A 21,076-nucleotide genomic window follows, 5' to 3' on the forward strand; every position below is an offset into this window, starting at 1 on the left:
ACACGACTGAGACGCTTGGCCGCCATCAACGGCGATGCGCTAATTTCCAGGATGCAATGTTCTTGCGATCTTTGCGACGCACCTGAATACGTGCGCGCAGAAATACTGTCAATAGATTGGGCCGAGGCGCAAAGATTCAATATGCCTGGCGGAGCAAGGCCGCATCAGCGCCCTGCCACGAACACCGGCGCCGCTTTGGGGCCGCCGCCCGGACTGCCGAGGGCGAGGAACTTGCGCGGATCCTGCGCCACGCCGCGGATGCGCACTTCGAAATGCAGGTGCGGTCCGGTGGAACGACCGGTGGTGCCGATGTCGGCCACGTGCTGGCCGCGCTTGACGATGTCGCCCACCTTCACGAACAGCTGCGAGGCATGCGCATAGCGCGTGATGATGTCGTTGCCATGGTCGATTTCCAGCATATTGCCGAACTGGTAATGGTATTCCGCCGCGATCACCACCCCGGCTGCTGCAGCGACGATGGGCGTGCCGGTCGAAGCCGGGAAATCGAGGCCTTCGTGGAATGCGTTATGGCCGGTGAACGGATCAAGGCGCCAGCCAAAGCTTGATGAGTTGTAGGCGACATTGACCGGCGGATTGGTCGGCAACAGGCGCGACTTGATCTTGTCGCTCATCAGCGTCGACTCCACCGCGTTCATGTAGTCGCCGCGATGACCGACGTCGACCGCCAAGGCATCCAGCATTTTCTGCAGCTCGCTCATGCCGAGTTCACGGCCGGGACCGCCGATGGACGACATCTCGACGCCGCCGCGTCCCGGTTTGTCCTTGAAGTTGAACTCTTCCGGACGCACGCCCGCCAGGCCTTGCACGCGCTCGCCGAGCGCGTCGAGACGCATCAATTGGGCTTGCATTTCGCCAAGCTTGACCGCCATCACGGCGAGGTTTTCCTTGAGGTATTTGTCCTTGCGGTCGTCTTCCTGCTGCGTCATCGAGACCATCAGCTTGTGCAGCATCGGCGAACTGTCGCCGTCGGAAGCATGGCGCAACACCAGATACGACAGGCCCGCAGCCGAAGCCGCAATGCTCACCACCAGGAACAACAGCACCGTCACCACATGCCTGGAAGTCAGCGTGACCGACCGGGCGCGCGTGAAGCGCGGGTGCAGCAGAATAATTTGCATCTTTACTCCCTAGTCTCTCCTCCGCACGAGAGGAGATGTGATAAGGTTTAAAGATGAAGTATGCCTCCACATTTACCCCTTATCGCCGCGGCCCTTCAGCCGCGCAGCTGAGGCGCAGGCCGCGGGACGCGACAGATTTCTTGCGGGCGGATAATGCCATGGCGACCCTGATGCCAGCCATTACCCGCATGGCGTCGCTGCAAAAAAGTTGTGCAGCGATTCTGCCGGCTATTTTCCAATCGTGCGACGTCATGAATTTCGAAGGCGGTCAGCTGGTGCTGAGCATGCCCAATGCCGCGCTTGCAACCAAGCTCAAGCAACAGTTGCCGAAGTTGCAAGAACGCCTCGTCCAGGATGGATGGCAGGTTAATGCAATCCGCATCAAAGTACAAGTTGGCAAGAATTACGTGGTGCCGCCGACGCCGCGCCGGCAACTGATTTTGCCGAGCCTGGCGGTGTCGTCGTTCGCCGAGCTCAATAGTGCCCTCGAAGACTCGCCGCAGAATCAGGCCTTGAAGGCGGCACTGGCGAACATGGTACGTCGCAACACCGGCGTCAAATAGGAAGAAAACAGAAAGAAACCCGGCCTTGTTCTTGCTCTCGCGAAAGAACGGCGGCCGGATGGCAGGGGGAGAAAGAGGGCTTGAGGCTGGACGCTTAGTTCAGCGCCCACTCCTGCTTGGCCTGCATGACATACGTCTGCGGCGCCGACTCCAGCGTGTCGAACGTCACGATCTCGTAGGCATCCGGCTGATCCAGCAAGGCACGCAACAACTGGTTGTTCATGCCGTGGCCGGACTTGTGGGCGTTGTAGCTGGCCAGCAGCGGATGGCCGATCAGGTACAGGTCGCCGATGGCGTCGAGGATCTTGTGACGCACGAATTCATTGTCGTAGCGCAAGCCGTCGGCGTTGAGGATGCGATATTCGTCCATGACGATCGCGTTCTCGAACGAGCCGCCGCGCGCCAGTCCCATGCCGCGCAAGGTCTCGACATCCTGCATGAAACCGAAGGTGCGTGCACGGGCGATTTCCTTGACGTAGGACTCGATGGCGAAATCGACTTCGGCGGTCTGGCCGGTGCCGTCCACTGCGGGATGGTTGAATTCGATGAAAAACTTGAGCTTGAAGCCGTTGTACGGTTCCAGGCGCGCCCACTTCTCCTTGGCGCCTTCGCCTTCGCGCACTTCCACAGGCTTCTTCACGCGGATGAATTTTTTGGCGGCGTTCTGTTCCTGCAAACCCGCTTGTTGCAATAGGAAAACGAACGACGACGCCGAACCGTCCATGATCGGAATTTCTTCGGCGGTCAGGTCAATGTACAGATTGTCGATGCCGAGGCCGGCGCAGGCCGACAACAGATGCTCAACGGTGGAAACCCGCGCACCGTCCTTCGACAGCACCGACGCCATGCGCGTATCGCCCACGCCGGTGGCCGATGCGGGAAATTCCACGACCGGTTCGAGATCGATGCGACGGAAGATGATGCCAGTGTCGACTGCCGCCGGACGCAGGGTCAGGTCGACCTTGGTGCCGGAATGCAAACCGACGCCGACGGTCTGGACGAGATTCTTGATGGTGCGCTGTTTTAACATCCCGACATTATAGCCAAGATGCCATCCGGCCTGCTGCCGGCTTGCTCACTGTTGCAAAAAAGTTCCGCACTGCAAAAAAACGTAAAAAGGCGCGGGGACGGCCCTTTCGGACCGCCTTCCGCGCCTTTCTTGTCAGACTGCGTCTGCCTGAAGCGGCAGATCAGCCCAACTGACCCAGCAGCGTCTCGGCGTTCGAGACTTCGAACTTGCCTGGCGCTTCCAGGTTCAGTTGCTTGACCACGCCGTCTTCGACCAGCATCGAATAACGTTGCGAGCGCACGCCCATGCCCTTTTCGGTCAGGTCGAATTCCAGACCCAGCGCCTTGGTCAGGGTGGCGCTGCCGTCGGCCAGCATGCGCACGGCGCCGGCGGCTTTCTGTTCACGGCCCCAGGCGCCCATCACGAACGCGTCGTTGACCGAGATGCACCAGATTTCATCGACGCCCTTGGCCTTGAACTGCTCCGCGTGCTGGATGTAGCCCGGCACGTGCTTGGCCGAACAGGTCGGCGTGAAAGCGCCCGGCAATGCAAACAGGGCGATCTTCTTGCCCTTGACCAGGTCGGACACCTTGAATGTGTTCGGGCCGAGCGAGCAGCCTTCGGTTTCTGTCTCGATGAATTCAGCCAGGGCGCCTTCCGGCAGGCGATCGCCAACTTTGATGGTCATGATGATTTCCTTCTAATGAGTAATTCGGTAGTTCGGGAATGCCGCAGCGAGAGGCTGACAAGCAAATGGGCAAAAAAACGCCGCGCACAAAGGCGCGGCGCGCAGGCGATAGTATGCCTGTTTATGACGTCGGTTGCTGTCGGCCGAAACGGACCGCAATCGACGTCAGGTATTGCTTAGTCCGCTTGCTTGCGCAGGAAAGCCGGAATGTCATAGGTTTCCATGCCATTCTTTTCCAGCGCGCGCACGGTGTCGGAAGCCGACTCGCGACGCCATACCGCCGGCGCCTTCATGCCGCCAAAAGCTGCGCCGGTTTGCGCGCCGCCGTTGGCATTGTTCATCGTGCCGGTGCCGGCCATCATCGGTTCGTTGTGGGTACCGGTGCGCAGCATCGGGGTCTGCACCAGTTGCACCGACTTGCGTGCACGGCCCAGGCCGGTCGCCACCACGGTCACGCGGATGTCGTCGCCCATGCCGTCGTCGTACGCGATGCCTTGCGCGATCGATGCATCAGGAGCGGCGAAAGCACGCACGGTCGCCATGACTTCCTTGATTTCCTTACCCTTCAGGTTGCGGCTGGCGGTCACGTTGACCAGCACGCCGCGCGCGCCGGACAGATCGATGCCGTCGAGCAGCGGCGATGCCACTGCCTGCTCTGCCGCCACGCGGGCGCGGTCCACGCCGGAAGCGGTGGCCGTACCCATCATGGCCTTGCCCTGCTCGCCCATGATGGTCTTGACGTCGTTGAAGTCGACGTTGATGTGACCAGGCACGTTGATGATTTCAGCGATACCGGCGACGGCGTTGTTGAGCACGTCATCGGCATGACCCAGCCATTCGATCATGCTGTCATCTTCGTAGATCTCTTCCAGCTTTTCGTTGAGGATGATGATCAGGGAGTCGACATGCTGCCCCAGTTCTTCCAGCCCCTGGTCGGCGATGTCCATGCACTTCTGGCCTTCGTACGAGAACGGCTTGGAGACCACCGCAACCGTCAGCGCGCCCAGCGACTTGGCGACTTCGGCCACCACCGGTGCAGCACCGGTGCCGGTGCCGCCGCCCATGCCTGCGGCGATGAACACCATGTGCGCGCCGCGCAGTGCATCTTCGATGCGCGAGCGGGTTTCTTCCGCCAGGCGGCGACCGACTTGCGGCTGCATGCCTGCGCCCAGGCCGGTTTCACCGATCTGGATGACGTTGTCGGCCTTCGACATTTTCAATGCTTGGGCATCGGTATTGGCCACAATGAACTCAACACCGGACACGCCCCTGTTGATCATGTGCTGCACCGCGTTGCCGCCTGCACCACCCACGCCGACGACCTTGATGATCGTGCCGAGAGTGGCATTGTCGAGCATATTTATTTCCATGATGACTCCTTAAATATATGTATGTGCAGCTTGCAGTTGATAGGCATCACGCGGTGTGACGACTAGCAACTGAGAACTGCGTGTTGCTGATCCGAAGACTGAATAACTGAAAACCAAATTGAAAACTGAATACTGAATACTGACTAATGCGACTGCTTAAAAATTGCCTAAAAACCATTCCTTCATGCGCTGCCAGATTGCCTTTACCGAACCCTCCTGCCGGGTCACGATGTACCCGCGCAGATACTGCTTTTTCGCTTCCAACAACAACCCCAATACGGTGGAATAACGTGGACTGCGCACCACGTCTGCCAACTGCCCGCTGTATTCCGGCGTCCCCAGGCGGGCCGGCTTGAGGAAAATGTCCTCCGCCAGCTCAATCATTCCCGGCATCATCGCGGAACCGCCGGTGAGGACGATGCCCGACGACAGCACCTCTTCGTAACCGGACTCGCGCACCACCTGATGCACTAATGCAAACAACTCTTCCACACGCGGCTCGATCACCGCCGCCAGCGCCTGGCGCGACAAGGTGCGCGGATTGCGGTCACCCAGGCCCGGCACTTCCAGCGTCTCGGTCGGATCCGCCAAAATCTGCTTCGCTACGCCGTAACGCAGCTTGATTTCTTCCGCTTCCAGCGTCGGCGTACGCAAGGCCATCGCAATGTCGTTGGTGATCTGGTCGCCGGCGATCGGGATCACGGCGGTGTGACGGATCGCGCCTTCGGTAAACACCGCCACGTCGGTGGTGCCGCCGCCGATATCGACCAGCACCACGCCCAATTCACGTTCATCCGGCGTCAGCACGGAATCGGCCGAAGCCATCGGTTGCAAAATCAAATCCGATACTTCCAGACCGCAGCGACGTACACACTTGACAATGTTCTGTACCGCCGACACCGCGCCGGTCACGATGTGCACTTTTACCTCGAGTCGGATGCCGCTCATGCCGATTGGTTCACGCACATCTTCCTGATTGTCGACGATGAATTCCTGCGGCACGGTATGCAGTAATTGCTGGTCGGTCGGGATGTTGACGGCCTTGGCGGTTTCGATCACGCGCGACACGTCCGCGGCACTGACTTCCTTGTCCTTGATGGCCACCATGCCGCTCGAATTGAAGCTGCGGATATGGCTGCCGGCGATACCGGTGTAGACGTTGCGAATCTTGCAATCGGCCATCAGCTCGGCCTCTTCCAGCGCGCGCTGGATCGATTCGACCGTGGCTTCGATGTTGACCACCACACCCTTCTTCAACCCCTTGGATTCGGACTGGCCCAGGCCGATCACTTCATGGCGTCCGTCCTGCAATACTTCCGCCACCACGGCCACCACTTTGGAGGTGCCGATGTCGAGACCGACGATCAGGTTTTTTGCGTCTTTTGTCATATCGTTCCGCTTATTTTTTCTTTCCGTTCAATGCAGCCAGTACCAGTCCATCCGCCTTCAGCGCCAGACCGTTCGGGTAACGCATGTCGACATTTTCAATCTTCTTCCCCTGCAGGCGATCCACCAGTTGTGGATAGACCGAGACCAGCCTGCCAATTCTTTCCTTCAGCGTGGCGTCGCTTTCAGCACGCCCCAGCTCCACTGTGAGACCGTTATCCAGCTTCACTGTCCACGCATAGCGGTTGGACAAGGCGACCGATTCCGGCTCCAGCTTGATCGGCGCGAACCAGTTGCGGAACTGGTCGAAGCGCGCCACCACTTCCTTCTCGCTGCCGACCGGTCCGTCAAACTCCAGCAGGTCGCCGTCGTCTTCCGCCTCCGCCAGATTGGCGGTAAATACATCACCCTTGACCGACAGCAAACGGCCGTCGTCGCCCCAGGTACCGAGCGCGCGATGCTCTTCCAGCGTCACGATCAGCTTGTTCGGCCATTCACGCCGCACCATCGCCTTGCGTACCCACGGCACCGACTCGAACGCGGCACGCACTGCATCGAGGTCGGCGGTAAAGAAATTTCCCTTGATGCGCGGCACCGCGCTGGCGCGTATCGTCAGCGGATTCACCCGGCGCAACTGCTCCTCGGCCACGCCTTCGACGCGTATTGTCCTGAGCGTAAACATCGGCCGCTGCGCCAGCCACCACAGTCCCGACGCCAGCAATGCCAACGCCACCAGCGCCAGCAGGGCGTTGGTGGTTGCGTTGAGCATCTTGACGTCTTGCCACATGGTTGCGCCTTATCCTTTATCTGACACTTCGGTGTCTTTTGAGGAGTGTGATTTCCACGCGTCGGACGGCTTCAGGTCGAGCGCCGCGAACTTCAGAATCTCGTAGCACAAATCTTCATACGTCATCCCCGCCTGGCGGGCCGACATCGGCACCAGCGAGTGCCCGGTCATGCCCGGCGAGGTGTTGATCTCCAGCAGGAACGGCTCGTTGTCCGAAGCGCGCAGCATGAAGTCGACGCGCGACCAGCCGCGGCAACCGAGCGCGTTGTAGGCCTTCACCGCGAGTTCCTGGATACGCTGCGTCAGTGCTTCGTCGAGCGGCGCCGGGCACAGGTACTTGGTGTCGTCGGTGAAATACTTGTGCTGATAGTCGTAGTTGCCTTCCGGCGCGCGGATCTCGATCACCGGAAAGGCTTTGGCCTTGTTGTCCCCGCTCGTGCCTTTGCCCATCACCGGCACGGTCAGTTCACGGCCGGTGACGAATTCTTCCGCCAGCACCACCGCATCGTATTGCGCGCACAGATCGAAACCTTCCTGCATGTCCGAATAGCCCGCCACCTTGGCGATGCCGATGGTCGAACCTTCATGCGGCGCCTTCAGCATCAGCGGCAAGCCGAGCACGTCCGGCACCTGGCGCAATTCTTCCCGCGGCGTGGAGGCGCTGTCGAGCACGATGAAGCGCGGCGTCGGCAAGTCGTGACCGATCCAGATGCGCTTGGTCATGACCTTGTCCATCGCAATCGAGGACGCCATCACGCCGGGGCCGGTGTAAGGAATGCCGAGTTGCTCCAGCGCGCCTTGCAGCGTGCCGTCTTCGCCGTAGCGACCATGCAGCGCGATGAACACGCGGTCGAATTTCTCCGCCGCCAGTTCCGCCAGGCTACGCTCGGCCGGATCGAAAGGATGCGCATCGACGCCCTTGCTGCGCAGCGCCTTGAGCACGCCGGCGCCGGACATCAGCGACACTTCGCGCTCGGCGGAACGACCGCCGAACAGCACACCGACCTTGCCAAATCCGGCAGCTTGATTGATTTGATTCATCACGCCCCCTGTCCTTGACCTTGACCCTGTGCCGCCAGCTTGGCCGGCACGCCGCTGATCGAGCCGGCGCCCATGGTCATGACGACGTCGCCGTCTCGCACTACATTCAGAATGGTTGCCGGCATGTCGGCGATGTCCTCGACGAACACCGGCTCGACCTTGCCCGCCACGCGCAAGGCGTGCGCCAGCGCGCGGCCGTCGGCGGCGACAATAGGCTGCTCGCCGGCGGCGTAGACTTCCGCCAGCACCAGCACGTCGGTCGTCGACAGCACCTTGACGAAGTCTTCGAACAGGTCGCGCGTGCGCGTATAGCGATGCGGCTGGAACGCCAGCACCAGGCGACGGCCGGGATAAGCGCCGCGCGCTGCGGAAATGGTGGCGGCGGTCTCGACCGGATGGTGGCCGTAATCGTCCACCAGCGTGAACGAACCGGCTGGCTTGCCGGCGGCGTCCTGCAGCTGCACATCGCCGTAGCGCGTGAAGCGGCGGCCGACGCCGTTGAATTCGGTCAGCGCCTTTTGGGTATCGGCGTCGGCGACATCGAGCTCACGCGCAATTGCCACGGCGGCGCAGGCGTTCTGCACGTTGTGCATGCCGGGCTGGTTCAGGCTCACCTGCATCGGCTCATATCCGTCCTGGATCACGGTGAATTCCATCTTGCCGTCGACGGCCTTGGCGTCAATCGCCCGGATATCGGCGTCTTCATGGAAGCCGTAGGTCAGGATCGGCTTGGAAATCATCGGCATGATTTCGCGCACGTGCGGGTCGTCCAGGCACACCACCGCGACACCGTAGAAAGGCAGGCGCTGAGTGAACTCGACGAAGGCCTGCTTGAGCTTGGCGAAATCGTGGTTGTAGGTTTCCATGTGATCGGCATCGATGTTCGTGATGACTTCGATCACCGGCGTCAGGTTCAGGAACGATGCGTCCGACTCGTCCGCCTCGGCCACGATGAAGTCGCCCGAGCCGAGCTTGGCGTTGGCGCCGGCGCTGGTCAGGCGGCCGCCGATGACGAAGGTCGGATCCAGTCCGCCCTGCGCCAGCACGCTCGCCACCAGACTGGTGGTAGTGGTCTTGCCGTGCGTTCCGGCAATTGCGATGCCCTGCTTCAGGCGCATCAGCTCACCCAGCATCACCGCGCGCGGCACGATGGGGATATGTTTCTTGCGCGCCGCCACCACTTCCGGATTGTCGCCCTTGACCGCAGTCGAGGTGACGATGGCGTCGGCGTTTTCAATGTTCTCGGCCGCGTGACCGTAGAGGATGCGCGCGCCCAGTTGCGCCAGGCGTTGCGTGGCCGCGTTGCTGCCCAGATCCGAGCCGGACACGCCGTAGCCCAGATTCAGCAACACCTCGGCAATGCCGCTCATGCCTGAGCCGCCAATACCGACGAAGTGAATATTCTTAACCCGATGTTTCATTGCTTTACCAGTCTTTCCAGCACCTGCGCAATCGCCTCATTGGCGTTGCGCCTGCCTTGTTCATATGCCGCCAGCGCCATTTCCAGGCAGGCAGGCCGATCCATTTTTTGCAGCAACGCCGCCAGGCTGTCCGGCGTCAGTTCTGTCTGCGGCAAATGCACTGCCGCCTTGTTTTGCGCCATCCATTTGGCGTTGTCGCGCTGATGCGAAGTCGTCGACGCCACCAAAGGCACCAGCACGCTGGCGACACCTGCCGCCGTCAGTTCCGACACGGTGATCGCACCGGCGCGGCAGATCACCAGGTCGGCGTCGGTGTAGCGGCGCGGCATGTCGTCGATGAAATCCACCACTTCCGCTTCCACACCCGCCTGCGCATACGCCGCACGCAAGGCCTCGATATGTTGCTTGCCCGACTGGTGCGTCACCAGCGGACGCTGATCCGCCGGCATCTTTGCCAGCGCGGCTGGCACGCATTCATTCAATACTTTCGCCCCCAGGCTGCCACCCACCACCAGGATGCGCAGCCGGCCGTCGTGAGCGGCATAACGCGTCGCCGGCAACGGCAGCGCCAGGATTTCCTTGCGCACCGGATTGCCGGTGACTTCCGCCTTGGCGGCCGCCTTGCCGAAATCGGCGGGAAAACCGAACAACACCTTGTCCGCCAGCGGCGCCAGCGTCTTGTTCGACAGCAGCAAGGCCGCGTCGGCGTTGACCAGCGCCAGCGGCACGCCGCGCAGGCGCGCCATCGCGCCGCCCGGCACCGTCACGTAACCGCCCATGCCCAGCACCACGTCGGGCCGGCGCTTGCCGATGATGCCGTAGCAGGCGCCGAAGCTCGCAATCATTCTCCACACGCCCTTGACGGTATGCATCAGGCCCTTGCCGCGCAGACCGGCGAAGACGATGGCATCCATCTCGACGCCGTGCTTGGGCACCAGCTCGCGCTCCATGCCGTGCGTCGTGCCCAGCCAGGAAACCTGCCAGCCGCGCGCACGCATGGTGTCGGCGATCGCCAGGCCCGGGAAGATATGCCCGCCGGTGCCGGCCGCCATGATCAGAAGGCGCGTGCTCATAGCCGTCCTCCCCGCATCAGCACGCGGTTTTCATAGTCGATGCGCAGCAGAATCGCCAGGCCGACGCAATTGATCAGCACGCCGGAGCCGCCGTAACTCATCAGCGGCAAGGTCAATCCCTTGGTCGGCAGCAAGCCGAGGTTCACGCCCATGTTGATGAAGGTCTGCACGCCGATCCAGATGCCGATGCCCTTGGCGACCAGGCCGGCAAAAGTCAGGTCCAGTGCGATCGCCTGGCGGCCGATCTCGAAGGCATGCTTGATCAGCCAGTAGAACAGCAGCACCACCACCAGCACGCCGGCAAAACCGAGTTCTTCACCGATCACGGCCAGCAAGAAGTCGGTATGTGCTTCCGGCAGATAGTGCAATTTTTCCACGCTGCCGCCGAGGCCGACGCCGAACAGTTCGCCGCGACCGAAGGCGATCAGCGAGTGCGACAACTGATAGGCCTTGCCGAGCGCGTTCTCTTCCACCCACGGATTCATGTAGGCAAAAATCCGTTCGCGCCGCCATGGCGACAAAATGATCACCAGTGAAAATATCCCCACCAGCGTGGCGCCGATGCCGCCGAACCAGACGCCGTTGATACCGCCCAAAAACAGGATGCCCATGGCGATGCAGACGATCACGCCGAAGGCGCCTAGGTCGGGTTCCAGCAGCAACAGCAAACCGACCACGCCCACCGCCAGCGTCATCGGCATGAAGCCCTTGGTCAGCTTGTGCATCACTTCCTGCTTGCGCACCGTGTAATCGGCGGCGTACAGGACGATGAACAGCTTCATCAATTCCGACGGCTGCAGATTGAATACCTTGAACGACAACCAGCGCTTGGCGCCGTTGACGCCCTTGCCGATGCCTGGGATCAACACCATCGCCAGCAGGATCAGCGTGCCCACGAACAGATACGGCGCCAGCTTTTGCCAGGTCTCGATCTTGATGCGGAACACCAGCAGGCCGGCCAGCAGCGAGACGCCGATGAACATGGCCTGGCGGATCAGGAAATGCGCCGTCTTGTAGTTCGCGTACTTGGGCGAGTCGGGCAAGGCGATCGACGCCGAATACACCATGACCATGCCGAACAGCATCAGCAGCAAGACCACCCACACCAGCGGCTGGTCGTACTCCATCATGCGTGAACGCTGCTCGATACCGCTGATACCCTTCAGGCTGCCGCTGTTGCTGCCCGCGCGCGCACTGCCGCGCACGCCAGGTTCATCCTTGGCGCCGAACCAGCCGGTGATCGAGGGCAGCGTCAGTTTCATCACATCACCTCGCCACGCGACAAGGCCAGCTCACGCACGGCGTCAACGAAGACTTCGGCGCGATGCCCGTAGTTGCGGAACATGTCGAAACTGGCGCACGCCGGCGACAGCAGCACGGCGTCGCCGCCCTGGGCCATGGCGCCGGCTTTCTCGACGGCTTCTTCCAGCGTTGCGCAGTCGATCAGTTCGACGCCGCTGTCAGTGACGGCGCTGCGGATCGCTCCGGCATCGCGACCGATCAGGAACACGGCGCGGCCGTATTTCGCCAGCGGTTCGGCCAGCGGTGCGAAATCCTGCCCCTTGCCTTCGCCACCGGCGATCAGCAACAGTCGATTCGGTTTGCCGCCGTGGCCGAGGCCATTGAGCGCGGCAACGGTAGCGCCGACATTGGTGCCCTTGCTGTCGTCGTAATATTCGACGTCCTGGATGGTCGTAACCAGCTCGACGCGGTGCGGCTCGCCGGTGTACTCGCGCAGGCCGTGCAGCAGCGGCGCCAACGGCAGGTCGACGGCGCGGCACAACGCCAGCGCGGCCAGGCCGTTGAGCGCATTGTGCAGGCCGCGAATGCGCAAGGCATCAGCGGGCATCAGGCGCTTGAGCTGGAATGGCTGCTCGACCACTTCCTTCGGATCCTTCTTGCGGCGGCGGCCTTCGGGCTTTTCTTCGTCTTCGATGGCGGCGGCGTTGGCCAGCCACAGCATGCCGTTTTCATCGACCAGGCCGAAGTCGCCGGCTTTCGTCGGCTCGCCCATGCCGAAGCTGGAAACGGTCGCGCCCGGCTTGGTCATCTGCATGACCAGCGGATCGTCGCGGTTGAGCACGCGCACGGTGTTGTCGCCGAAAATCTTCGCCTTGTCGGCGGCGTAGGCGTCCATGTCGCCGTGCCAGTCAAGATGGTCTTGGGTCACATTGAGCACGGTCGCGGCGCTGGGCTGCAGGCTGTGCGTCGAATGCAACTGGAAGCTCGACAGCTCCAGCACCCAGGCTTGCGGCAGAATGCCGGTGTAGACTTTTTCGGGTTCCGGCGGCGGCAATTCGAGTTGCAGCGGCGTCGTGTCTTCCTCGTCGACAGATGCAACTTCCGGCATGGCCGACGCTTGTTCGAACTCATCCTGCGCCGCTTGAACCTCTGCGTCGGCGATGACTTCTTGCTGCGCGTCACCTTCGACCGTGGCCGAGTCTGAGTCTGAGTCTGAGTCTGAGTCTGAGTCTGAGTCTGAGTCTGAGTCTGAGTCTGAGTCTGAGTCTGAGTCTGAGTCTGAGTCTGAGTCCGCATCCGCGTCAGGATCCGCAGATGCCTCGACGCTCAGCACGGCGTCGCCCCCGATCAGCACCGCCTGTGTCGCCGGTGCGTTTGCTTCTTTCAATTCATTTGCGGCTTCGTCGATCGCAGCCTGCAATTCAGCCGCTTCTTCCTGCTCGCGCAACTCCATCTGCGCCGACGCGGCTGCTGCGAGTGCAGCCTCTTCGGCCGCCTTCCGCTCAGCTTCGGCCGCCTCGATGGCAGCTTGCTGTGCAGCTTCCGCGGCCAGCTTTTCCGCTTCCACGGCATCGGCTTCGGCCTGCAAAGCTGCCGCTTCCCGTTCAATGCGCAATTGCTCGGCAACTACCTTGGCGTGTGCTTCGTCGTCGATCAGCGTCTGGCGCAGGACGTCCAGCACGGCCGGGCTGATGTTGCCGGCGACCTTGGTGGTCAAGCCGGCGCGACGGCACAGCATGCCGGCCAGGCTGGTGACAGTGGTCTTGCCATTGGTGCCGGTGATGGCCAATACTTTCGGCGCGTAAGCGCGCTCTTCGCGCAATGCCGCCAGGGCTTGCGCGAACAATTCCATTTCACCCCACAGCGGGATGTTGCGTGCGCTCGCGGCGGCGGACACGGCCGCCAGTTCGCGTCCGGGCGCCAGGCCGGGACTGACGGCAACGAAGTCGACGCCGTCCAGCAAACCGGCCGACAAGGCTTGGCCGCCGACGAATTCAATATCGCCGGACACTGCGCGCAATGCCGCCAGCCGCTCGGCCACGGCCTGCTCGTCGCGGGTGTCGGCAACACGCACGCGCGCGCCGCAATGGACCAGCCATTGCGCCATCGCCAGACCGGATTCACCGAGTCCGAGCACCAGAGCGTGTTTATCGACGTAATTCATTCTTTATTACCTGAGTCTTTCTAAAGTGACCTGCTCAACGCAATTTCAGCGTCGACAGACCGAACAGCACCAGCATCATCGTGATGATCCAGAAGCGCACCACGACTTGTGTTTCTTTCCATCCTTTTTGTTCATAGTGATGGTGCAAAGGCGCCATCAGCAGAACGCGTTTACCGACGCCGTAGCGCTTCTTGGTGAACTTGAAATACGCCACCTGGATCATCACCGACAGCGTCTCCACCACGAAGATGCCGCCCATGATGAACAGCACGATTTCCTGGCGCACGATCACGGCGATGGTGCCGAGCGCACCGCCCAGCGCCAAGGCGCCGACGTCGCCCATGAACACTTGCGCGGGGTAAGCGTTGTACCAGAGGAAAGCCAGTCCCGCGCCGGCCATCGCACCGCAGAAAATCAGCAATTCGCCTGCGCCCGGAATGTGCGGGATAAACAGATATTTGGCGTAGCTGGCGCTGCCGGTCAGGTAAGCGAAGATGCCCAACGCACCGCCGACCAGCACGGTCGGCATGATCGCCAGGCCATCGAGGCCGTCGGTCAGGTTGACGGCGTTGCTGGTGCCGACGATGACGAAATAGGTCAGCGCGATGAAGCCCCACACGCCCAGCGGATAGCTGACGGTCTTGAAGAACGGTACGATCAGGTCGGCCTTGGGCGGCAGGTCGAGGTTGAAGCCCGACTGCACCCAGGCGAAGAACAGATCCAGCACCTTCATGTTGCTGACTTCGGACACCGAAAACGCCAGGTAAAACGCTGCCACCAGGCCGATCAGCGACTGCCAGAAATACTTTTCACGCGAACGCATCCCGTTCGGGTCCTTGTAGACCACCTTGCGGTAATCGTCGACCCAGCCGACGGTGCCGAAGCCCAAGGTCACGATCAACACGATCCAGACGAAACGATTGCTGAGATCCGCCCACAGCAGCGTGGAAATGCCGATGCCGATCAGAATCAGCACGCCGCCCATGGTGGGCGTGCCGGATTTGATCAGGTGCGTTTGCGGACCGTCGGTGCGCACTGCCTGGCCAACCTTGAGCAAGGTCAGCATGCGGATGACCGCCGGACCGGCGACGAGGCCGATCAACAGCGCCGTCAGCGTCGCAAACACGGCGCGGAAGGTGATGAAGTTGAACACGCGCAGGAAACTAAAATCCTGCTGAAAATTCTGAGCCAGCCAAAGCAGCATGTTAATGAGTCTCCTGGTGAAGTGGCGCCCCGGTCTGCAGCTGCGCCCCGACCAAATGCTGCACAACGCGTTCCATCTTCATGAAACGCGAACCTTTTACCAACACCGTCGCGGCGGCGACGGCAACCTCCTCGGTTGCGGCGCCGATGGCGTCGACGGTGTCGAAATGGCGCGCCGGAAATGCTGCTCCCGGCGTGCTGTTGTATGCCTCGATGGCGTCGCGCATGGCGTCGCCGAAACCGAAGAAATGATCGATGCCGCGTTCGCGCGCATAGGCGCCGATTTCGCGGTGGAATTTGGGGCCTTCGTTGCCGACCTCGCCCATGTCGCCCAACGCCAGCACGCGCGGCGCGGCGGTTTGCGCCAGCACGTCGATGGCAGCGCGCACCGAATCCGGATTGGCGTTGTAGGTGTCGTCGATCACCAGCGCACCGCTGGCAGCGGTCTTGCGTTGCAGACGGCCGTTGACCGGCGCGAAGGCTTCCAGTCCGCGCACGATGGCGGCGGCGGCGATGCCTGCGCCCAGCGCGCAGGCGGTTGCGGCCAGCGCATTGCGCACGTTGTGCTCGCCGACGGCGGCGAGCTTGATGCCGAATTGTTGCGCGCGGCCGCCGATGTTGGCGTTGACGGCGATGGCGCTGCCGAATTCACGCACCTGATACGTGGCGCTGACGTCGGCATCCGGATTGAGGCCGAAGCTGATGACCGGACGCGCGCCGGCGAGCTCGCGCCAGACCCAGGCGTAGTCGTCTTCAGCCGGGAACACGGCGACGCCGTCGGCAGGCAAGGCGGCAAACACGGCGCCGTTTTCACGTGCCACGGCTTCGACGGTCGCCATGAATTCCTGATGCTCACGCTGGGCATTGTTGACCAGCGCCAGCGTCGGTCGTGCAATCTCGGCCAGCACGGCGATCTCGCCGGGGTGGTTCATGCCGAGCTCCACCACTGCAGCCTGGTGCTGCGGCTGCAGGCGGAACAGCGTCAGCGGCACGCCGATTTCATTGTTGAAGTTGCCGCGCGTAGCCATGCTGCGCTCCTCGCCGAAATCGGCGGCGAGAATCGAGGCGATCATTTCCTTGACCGTGGTCTTGCCGTTGCTGCCGGTCACGGCGATCACCGGCAGCTTGAATTGCTGGCGCCAGTGACGTGCGATCTGCCCCAGCGCAACGCGGGTGTCGGGCACGACGATGGCGGGAATCTTCAGATCGGCCGGAACGTGCTCGACCACCACTGCAGCGGCACCTTGCGCAGCGACCGCTTCAAGAAAATCATGCGCGTCGAAACGTTCGCCGCGCAAGGCGATGAACAGGTTGCCGGGCACGACCGCGCGGCTGTCGGTGGTGGCGCCGTTGATGGACACATCAGCCAATGCACCGGCGTCGTTGTGCACGGCTGCGCCGTCCAGCCACTGCTTCAATTGTTCAAGCGTTGCTTTCATCACGCGCCCCCCATCATCGTGGCGCGCGCAGCCAATGCCAGCGCGACGTGGTCGGCGTCGAGGAAGGGATATTTCTTGCCGGCGATTTCCTGGAAGGTCTCGTGACCCTTGCCGGCCAGCAGCACGACGTCCTGCTTGACCGCGTGACGCACGGCCCACAGGATCGCGCCGGCGCGGTCCGCCAGTACATGCGGCGTCAGTCGCGTCATGCCGCTTTTGATATGCGAAATGATGACCGCAGGATCTTCACTGCGCGGATTGTCGCTGGTCAGGATCACGTGGTCGGCCAGCTCGGAGACTGCCCCCATTTGCGGACGCTTGCCCGGATCGCGATCGCCGCCGCAGCCAAACACGCACCACAGTTCACCGCCGCGCTGGTTGGCGACCTGGCGCAAGGCGAGCAAGGTCTTTTCGAGCGCATCCGGCGTGTGGGCGTAGTCGATCACGATCAACGGCACTTCCTGGCCGCCGAATTGCTGCATGCGTCCGGGCACGGCCGTCAGCGTTGCGATCACCGCCAGCGCGGCGTCCCAGCCGGTACCCTTGGCCAGCATCACACCGAGGATGCCGAGCACATTGCTGACATTGAATTGTCCCACCAGTTGCGTCTTGACCTGGCCGGTGCCGAACGGCGACTCGATGTGAAAACTGGTGCCGGCATTGGTGCTGCGGATCGCCGAGGCGCGCAGCACGGGCACGGCTTCCAGCGCCTCATCGACGGTGGCGTCGCCCAGCGAATAACCGATGATCGGGATGTTCTTGGCCTGCACATAAGGAATCAGGCGCTGTCCCATCTGGTCGTCCAGATTGATGACGGCATGCTGCAGACCGGGTGAGTCGAACAACTGAATCTTGGCCGCTTCATAGGCGATCATGTCGCCGTGGTAATCGAGATGGTCGCGGGTGAAATTGGTGAACAGCGCAACGTCCACGTGCAGGCCGTTCATGCGGCCCTGGTCGAGACCGATCGACGATGCTTCGATCGCCAGCACCGACGCGCGCGCGGTGCGCAGATCGGACAGCTTACGTTGCAGCAGCACCGCGTCCGGCGTGGTGTAGCCGGTAACGTCGAAGGCATGCGGCTTGCCGTCCTGGAACATGCCAACACCCAGCGTGCCGACTACGGCTGCAGGTGCGCTAACGCCTTGCAGGCGCGACAGCGCCATGCCCAGCCAGTACGAGCACGAGGTCTTGCCGTTGGTGCCGGTGACGGCGACGGTGAACATTTCCTGGTCCGGCTGCCTGTAATAAGCATTGGCGGCGAAGCCGGCCAGATGCTTGAGTCCGCGCACACCGAGGTGCGGCACGCCGCCTTGTGCTTCATCCCAATCATGGCCAGCTTCTTCATAGACCACGGCAGCAGCGCCGCGCTCGACGGCGTCGGCGATATAGAGACGACCATCGGCGCTGTCGCCGGGATAGGCAAAGAAGATATCGCCGGCCTGCACACGACGCGAGTCAGCAGTCAAATTCGCGCCCGCGACGGCGACGCCCTGCAGCCAGGTCACGATTTTTTGCGCGGAAAGCATGGTCGCAGGCATTACATGCTCTCCTCTAAGGCGTCTTTTGGAATGATGATGTTGGTCACGCTGGAATCCGGTGCGACATTGAGCGCACGCAAGGCGTTGGCCGTTACGCTGGCGAAGACGGGACCCGCGACAGTGCCGCCGTAGTGGTTGCCGGCGCTGGGTTCGTCCAGCATCACGGCAATGATCAGGCGCGGATCGGACATCGGCGCGATGCCGACGAAGGACGACACATATTTCTTCACGTACTTGCCGCCCTCGATCTTGTATGCGGTACCTGTCTTGCCGCCGACACGATAACCGGGCACCTGAGCCTGCGGCGCGGTGCCGCCGGGCGCCACCACGGTTTCCAGCATGCGGCGCATCTGCAATGCGGTGTTTTCAGAGATCACGCGCTGGCCGATCGGCGAGTCGTTGACCTTGGTAAACGACAGGGGAATCAGGTCGCCGTTGCGGGCAAAGATCGTATAGGCATGCGCCAGCTGGATCAGCGAGACCGAAATGCCGTGGCCGTAGCTCATCGTCGCCTGTTCAATCGGACGCCACGCCTTGTACGGACGCACCCGACCGGCGACCGCACCCGGGAAGCCGAACTTGGGTTGCTGGCCGAGGCCGACGTTGGTGAACATTTCCCACATTTCCTGGGCCGGCATTTCCAGCGCGATCTTGGCAGTACCGATATTGGAGGACTTCTCGATGATCTGCGCGACCGTCAGCGGTCCGTGCGCGTGCGAGTCGCCGATGGTGGCGGTGCCGATGGTCATCTTGCCTGGCGAAGTCTGGAACACCGTCGACGGTGTGACGCGATGCGTATCCAGCGCCAGCGCCACGGTAAACGGCTTGAGCGTCGAACCCGGTTCGAAAGTATCGGTCAGCACGCGATTGCGCAGCTGCGCGCCGGTCAGCACCGAGCGGTCATTGGGGTTGTAGGTCGGCAGGTTGGCCAGCGCCAGCACTTCGCCGGTACGCGCGTCAACCACGATGATGCCGCCGGCCTTGGCCTTGTTCTTCTCGACCGCTTCTTTCAGTTGCGTGAAGGCGATGTACTGGATCTTGCTGTCGATCGACAGCGTCAGGTCCTTGCCGTCGTGCGGCTCGCGCACGGCTTCGATGTCTTCGACGATGCGGCCGAGGCGATCCTTGATCACGCGACGACTGCCGGTCACGCCGGCCAGGGTTTTCTGCGAGCCGAGCTCCATGCCGTCCTGCCCGGTGTCTTCGACGTTGGTGAAGCCGACCACGTGGGCCATGACTTCGCCCTCGGGATAGAAGCGCTTGTATTCCTTACGGGTCTCGATGCCGGCGATGCCGAGCTTGACGATCTTGTCGGCGGTGTCCTGCTCGACCTGGCGCTTCAGATAGACGAAGTTGCGGTCGGAGTCGAGTTTCTTGCGCAATTCGGCATCGCTCATGCCAAGCAATTTGGCCAGATCGCGCAGCTTGTCCTTGGGCGCTTCCTGAACGTCGTCGGGAATCGCCCAGATCGCCTTGACCGGCACCGACGACGCCAGCACCTGGCCGTTGCGGTCAGTGATCTTGCCACGCGTGGCCGGCAATTCAAGCGTACGCGCGTAGCGCGACGCGCCCTGCTTCTGCAGGAAATCGGTGGACATGCCCTGCAGCCACAAGGCACGGCCGGCCAGGGTCAGGAACGCCATGAACAGCACGAACAGCACCACGCGCGAACGCCAGGCCGGCATCTTGACCTGCAAGACCGGGCTGGCAGAAAAGGCAACGCCGCGCGAGGCGGCGACGCGCCCTCCGGCGACGTTGGTGCGTGGCGGCATGCGGGTCATTTGTCCCTCACCGTCAGATACTGCGTTCGCTCGGGAGTGAGCGACACCATATTAAGATCGCGCCGCGCCAGCGCTTCGATGCGGGAATTCTTGCCCAGCGTGGATTGGTCGAGCTGCAGTTGCGCCCAATCGATGTCGAGCTGGCGCGCGGAAGATTGCGCGCGTTCCAGTTCGATGAACAGGCGGCGCGCCTGGTATTGGGCGTTGACCAGCGACAGCGCGCACAGCACCAGCATGGCGGTGACCACGAAACTCAGGCGGCCGGTCATGATCCTGCCTCGACAGTACGTTCGAGCGTACGCATCACGGCGGAGCGGGCGCGTGGGTTGCCGGCGACTTCGGCGTCGCTCGGCTTGATGCGCGGATGGAGTTTTGCCAGGGGTTGCGGCAGGTCGACCGCACGAATCGGCAGGCGGCGGTCAGGCTGCGGCACATGGGCTTTGGATGCCATGAACTGCTTGACGATGCGATCTTCCAACGAGTGAAAGCTGATCACAACCAATCTCCCATACTGCGCCATCTGCCGAAATGCTTTTTCCAGTCCTATCTCGAGTTCTTCAAGCTCTTGATTGACGAAAATCCGTATAGCCTGAAAGGTACGAGTGGCCGGGTCTTTGCCTTTCTCGCGGGTTTTGACGGCTTGTGCCACGAGCGCGGCAAGCTGTCGTGTGGTTGAAATTGGCTCGACTGCCCGGCGAGCAACAATCGTCTTTGCAATCTGAAGAGCAAACCGTTCTTCCCCATATTCTCGTATCACCTTTGCTATCGTCTGTTCGTCCGCCGTTGCCAGCCACTCCGCTGCAGACACGCCGCGCGTGGTATCCATGCGCATGTCCAGCGGGCCATCGAACCTGAAACTGAAACCCCGCGCCGCGTCGTCCACCTGCGGCGAAGAAATACCCAAATCCATCAGCACGCCGTCGACCTGCGTCACGCCGTGCTGCGCCAACGCCTCATCGAGCGTCGCAAAACTGTCGTGCACGATCGCGAAACGCGGATCGGCAATGGTCTGCGCCGTGGCGATCGCCATCGGATCCTTGTCGAACGCGATCAGTCGTCCGCGCGCACTCAGTCGCTCAAGGATCTTGCGGCTGTGGCCGCCGCGGCCGAAAGTGCCGTCCAGATAAACGCCGTCGGCGCGCACACCTTCGATCGCCAGGGCATCTACCGCTTCATCCAACAACACCGTACGGTGCTGCAAATCGGGCACCGATTGCAAAGTCATCGCG

The 21,076-nt window shown here is 62.0% G+C and carries 18 protein-coding genes; 1 reads left to right on the plus strand and 17 read right to left on the minus strand.

Annotated elements, in window-relative coordinates; all coding sequences use genetic code 11:
• Nucleotides 1–164 precede the first annotated feature (164 nt).
• Nucleotides 165–1,139: a M23 family metallopeptidase gene (locus ACIROY_RS18895; protein ID WP_402343221.1), complete on the minus strand. Its 975-nt coding sequence runs from the start codon at nucleotides 1,137–1,139 to the stop codon at nucleotides 165–167.
• 53 nt (nucleotides 1,140–1,192) lie between these two features.
• Here ACIROY_RS18895 and ACIROY_RS18900 point away from each other — a divergent pair, with 53 nt between their 5' ends.
• Nucleotides 1,193–1,702: a DciA family protein gene (locus ACIROY_RS18900; protein WP_402343224.1), complete on the plus strand. Its 510-nt coding sequence runs from the start codon at nucleotides 1,193–1,195 to the stop codon at nucleotides 1,700–1,702.
• Nucleotides 1,703–1,796: 94 nt separating this feature from the next.
• On the opposite strand, the gene lpxC is transcribed toward ACIROY_RS18900, so the two are convergent.
• The 16 genes from lpxC to rsmH form a co-directional block, all read right to left on the minus strand.
• Nucleotides 1,797–2,732 (minus strand): UDP-3-O-acyl-N-acetylglucosamine deacetylase, encoded by a 936-nt coding sequence (gene lpxC / locus ACIROY_RS18905; protein WP_402275619.1) that lies wholly within the window; start codon nucleotides 2,730–2,732, stop codon nucleotides 1,797–1,799.
• A gap of 160 nt (nucleotides 2,733–2,892) precedes the next feature.
• Nucleotides 2,893–3,399: a peroxiredoxin gene (locus tag ACIROY_RS18910; RefSeq protein ID WP_402275622.1), complete on the minus strand. Its 507-nt coding sequence runs from the start codon at nucleotides 3,397–3,399 to the stop codon at nucleotides 2,893–2,895.
• Between the two features lie 176 nt (nucleotides 3,400–3,575).
• On the minus strand, nucleotides 3,576–4,769 hold the full coding sequence (ftsZ, locus tag ACIROY_RS18915) for a cell division protein FtsZ (RefSeq protein WP_402275624.1): 1,194 nt from the start codon (nucleotides 4,767–4,769) through the stop codon (nucleotides 3,576–3,578).
• Nucleotides 4,770–4,925: 156 nt separating this feature from the next.
• Nucleotides 4,926–6,158, minus strand: a complete 1,233-nt coding sequence (gene ftsA, locus ACIROY_RS18920) for a cell division protein FtsA (RefSeq protein ID WP_007878109.1) — start codon at nucleotides 6,156–6,158, stop codon at nucleotides 4,926–4,928.
• A gap of 10 nt (nucleotides 6,159–6,168) precedes the next feature.
• A complete protein-coding gene (locus ACIROY_RS18925) occupies nucleotides 6,169–6,942 on the minus strand; it encodes a cell division protein FtsQ/DivIB (RefSeq protein WP_402275626.1) in 774 nt (257 codons plus the stop codon).
• Nucleotides 6,943–6,951: 9 nt separating this feature from the next.
• Nucleotides 6,952–7,983 carry a D-alanine--D-alanine ligase gene (locus tag ACIROY_RS18930; RefSeq protein ID WP_402343227.1) on the minus strand — a complete coding sequence of 344 codons (1,032 nt, stop codon included), beginning with the start codon at nucleotides 7,981–7,983 and terminating at the stop codon, nucleotides 6,952–6,954.
• A complete protein-coding gene (gene murC, locus ACIROY_RS18935) occupies nucleotides 7,983–9,404 on the minus strand; it encodes a UDP-N-acetylmuramate--L-alanine ligase (RefSeq protein ID WP_402343230.1) in 1,422 nt (473 codons plus the stop codon). The genes ACIROY_RS18930 and murC overlap by 1 nt, the downstream gene beginning before the upstream one ends.
• Complete coding sequence (gene murG / locus ACIROY_RS18940; RefSeq protein WP_402343233.1) at nucleotides 9,401–10,477, minus strand: undecaprenyldiphospho-muramoylpentapeptide beta-N-acetylglucosaminyltransferase; 1,077 nt, start codon at nucleotides 10,475–10,477, stop codon at nucleotides 9,401–9,403. Before murG ends, murC begins: the two co-directional genes overlap by 4 nt.
• On the minus strand, nucleotides 10,474–11,739 hold the full coding sequence (gene ftsW, locus ACIROY_RS18945; protein ID WP_402275636.1) for a putative lipid II flippase FtsW: 1,266 nt from the start codon (nucleotides 11,737–11,739) through the stop codon (nucleotides 10,474–10,476). The genes murG and ftsW overlap by 4 nt, the downstream gene beginning before the upstream one ends.
• Nucleotides 11,739–13,883, minus strand: a complete 2,145-nt coding sequence (murD, locus tag ACIROY_RS18950; protein WP_402343237.1) for a UDP-N-acetylmuramoyl-L-alanine--D-glutamate ligase — start codon at nucleotides 13,881–13,883, stop codon at nucleotides 11,739–11,741. The genes ftsW and murD overlap by 1 nt, the downstream gene beginning before the upstream one ends.
• Before the next feature lie 34 nt (nucleotides 13,884–13,917).
• Nucleotides 13,918–15,087 (minus strand): phospho-N-acetylmuramoyl-pentapeptide-transferase, encoded by a 1,170-nt coding sequence (mraY, locus tag ACIROY_RS18955; RefSeq protein WP_016835724.1) that lies wholly within the window; start codon nucleotides 15,085–15,087, stop codon nucleotides 13,918–13,920.
• A gap of 1 nt (nucleotide 15,088) precedes the next feature.
• Nucleotides 15,089–16,525 (minus strand): UDP-N-acetylmuramoyl-tripeptide--D-alanyl-D-alanine ligase, encoded by a 1,437-nt coding sequence (murF, locus tag ACIROY_RS18960; RefSeq protein WP_402343240.1) that lies wholly within the window; start codon nucleotides 16,523–16,525, stop codon nucleotides 15,089–15,091.
• Nucleotides 16,525–18,066 (minus strand): UDP-N-acetylmuramoyl-L-alanyl-D-glutamate--2,6-diaminopimelate ligase, encoded by a 1,542-nt coding sequence (locus tag ACIROY_RS18965; RefSeq protein WP_402343243.1) that lies wholly within the window; start codon nucleotides 18,064–18,066, stop codon nucleotides 16,525–16,527. The genes murF and ACIROY_RS18965 overlap by 1 nt, the downstream gene beginning before the upstream one ends.
• Entirely contained in the window at nucleotides 18,066–19,847 is a 1,782-nt protein-coding gene (locus ACIROY_RS18970; RefSeq protein ID WP_402275646.1) for a peptidoglycan D,D-transpeptidase FtsI family protein, read from the minus strand. Before ACIROY_RS18970 ends, ACIROY_RS18965 begins: the two co-directional genes overlap by 1 nt.
• Nucleotides 19,844–20,116, minus strand: a complete 273-nt coding sequence (gene ftsL / locus ACIROY_RS18975; RefSeq protein ID WP_402343246.1) for a cell division protein FtsL — start codon at nucleotides 20,114–20,116, stop codon at nucleotides 19,844–19,846. Before ftsL ends, ACIROY_RS18970 begins: the two co-directional genes overlap by 4 nt.
• Nucleotides 20,113–21,072, minus strand: a complete 960-nt coding sequence (rsmH, locus tag ACIROY_RS18980; RefSeq protein WP_402275652.1) for a 16S rRNA (cytosine(1402)-N(4))-methyltransferase RsmH — start codon at nucleotides 21,070–21,072, stop codon at nucleotides 20,113–20,115. Before rsmH ends, ftsL begins: the two co-directional genes overlap by 4 nt.
• Nucleotides 21,073–21,076: the final 4 nt, after the last annotated feature.

It is taken from the genome of Herbaspirillum sp. NPDC101396 (assembly GCF_044767365.1).
Classification (GTDB): domain Bacteria; phylum Pseudomonadota; class Gammaproteobacteria; order Burkholderiales; family Burkholderiaceae_D; genus Herbaspirillum.

What these genes read in the sequence shown, in the direction of transcription:
- ftsA (WP_007878109.1), bottom strand. Translation starts at nt 6,158, where the DNA reads ATGACAAAAGACGCAAAAAACCTGATCGTCGGTCTCGACATCGGCACC.
- ftsZ (WP_402275624.1), bottom strand. Translation starts at nt 4,769, where the DNA reads ATGGAAATAAATATGCTCGACAATGCCACTCTCGGCACGATCATCAAG.
- ftsL (WP_402343246.1), bottom strand. Translation starts at nt 20,116, where the DNA reads ATGACCGGCCGCCTGAGTTTCGTGGTCACCGCCATGCTGGTGCTGTGC.
- ACIROY_RS18910 (WP_402275622.1), bottom strand. Translation starts at nt 3,399, where the DNA reads ATGACCATCAAAGTTGGCGATCGCCTGCCGGAAGGCGCCCTGGCTGAA.
- murG (WP_402343233.1), bottom strand. Translation starts at nt 10,477, where the DNA reads ATGAGCACGCGCCTTCTGATCATGGCGGCCGGCACCGGCGGGCATATC.
- ACIROY_RS18970 (WP_402275646.1), bottom strand. Translation starts at nt 19,847, where the DNA reads ATGACCCGCATGCCGCCACGCACCAACGTCGCCGGAGGGCGCGTCGCC.
- ACIROY_RS18930 (WP_402343227.1), bottom strand. Translation starts at nt 7,983, where the DNA reads ATGAATCAAATCAATCAAGCTGCCGGATTTGGCAAGGTCGGTGTGCTG.
- rsmH (WP_402275652.1), bottom strand. Translation starts at nt 21,072, where the DNA reads ATGACTTTGCAATCGGTGCCCGATTTGCAGCACCGTACGGTGTTGTTG.
- lpxC (WP_402275619.1), bottom strand. Translation starts at nt 2,732, where the DNA reads ATGTTAAAACAGCGCACCATCAAGAATCTCGTCCAGACCGTCGGCGTC.
- ftsW (WP_402275636.1), bottom strand. Translation starts at nt 11,739, where the DNA reads ATGAAACTGACGCTGCCCTCGATCACCGGCTGGTTCGGCGCCAAGGAT.
- ACIROY_RS18965 (WP_402343243.1), bottom strand. Translation starts at nt 18,066, where the DNA reads ATGCCTGCGACCATGCTTTCCGCGCAAAAAATCGTGACCTGGCTGCAG.
- ACIROY_RS18895 (WP_402343221.1), bottom strand. Translation starts at nt 1,139, where the DNA reads ATGCAAATTATTCTGCTGCACCCGCGCTTCACGCGCGCCCGGTCGGTC.
- murD (WP_402343237.1), bottom strand. Translation starts at nt 13,883, where the DNA reads ATGAATTACGTCGATAAACACGCTCTGGTGCTCGGACTCGGTGAATCC.
- ACIROY_RS18900 (WP_402343224.1), top strand. Translation starts at nt 1,193, where the DNA reads ATGAAGTATGCCTCCACATTTACCCCTTATCGCCGCGGCCCTTCAGCC.
- mraY (WP_016835724.1), bottom strand. Translation starts at nt 15,087, where the DNA reads ATGCTGCTTTGGCTGGCTCAGAATTTTCAGCAGGATTTTAGTTTCCTG.
- murF (WP_402343240.1), bottom strand. Translation starts at nt 16,525, where the DNA reads ATGAAAGCAACGCTTGAACAATTGAAGCAGTGGCTGGACGGCGCAGCC.
- ACIROY_RS18925 (WP_402275626.1), bottom strand. Translation starts at nt 6,942, where the DNA reads ATGTGGCAAGACGTCAAGATGCTCAACGCAACCACCAACGCCCTGCTG.
- murC (WP_402343230.1), bottom strand. Translation starts at nt 9,404, where the DNA reads ATGAAACATCGGGTTAAGAATATTCACTTCGTCGGTATTGGCGGCTCA.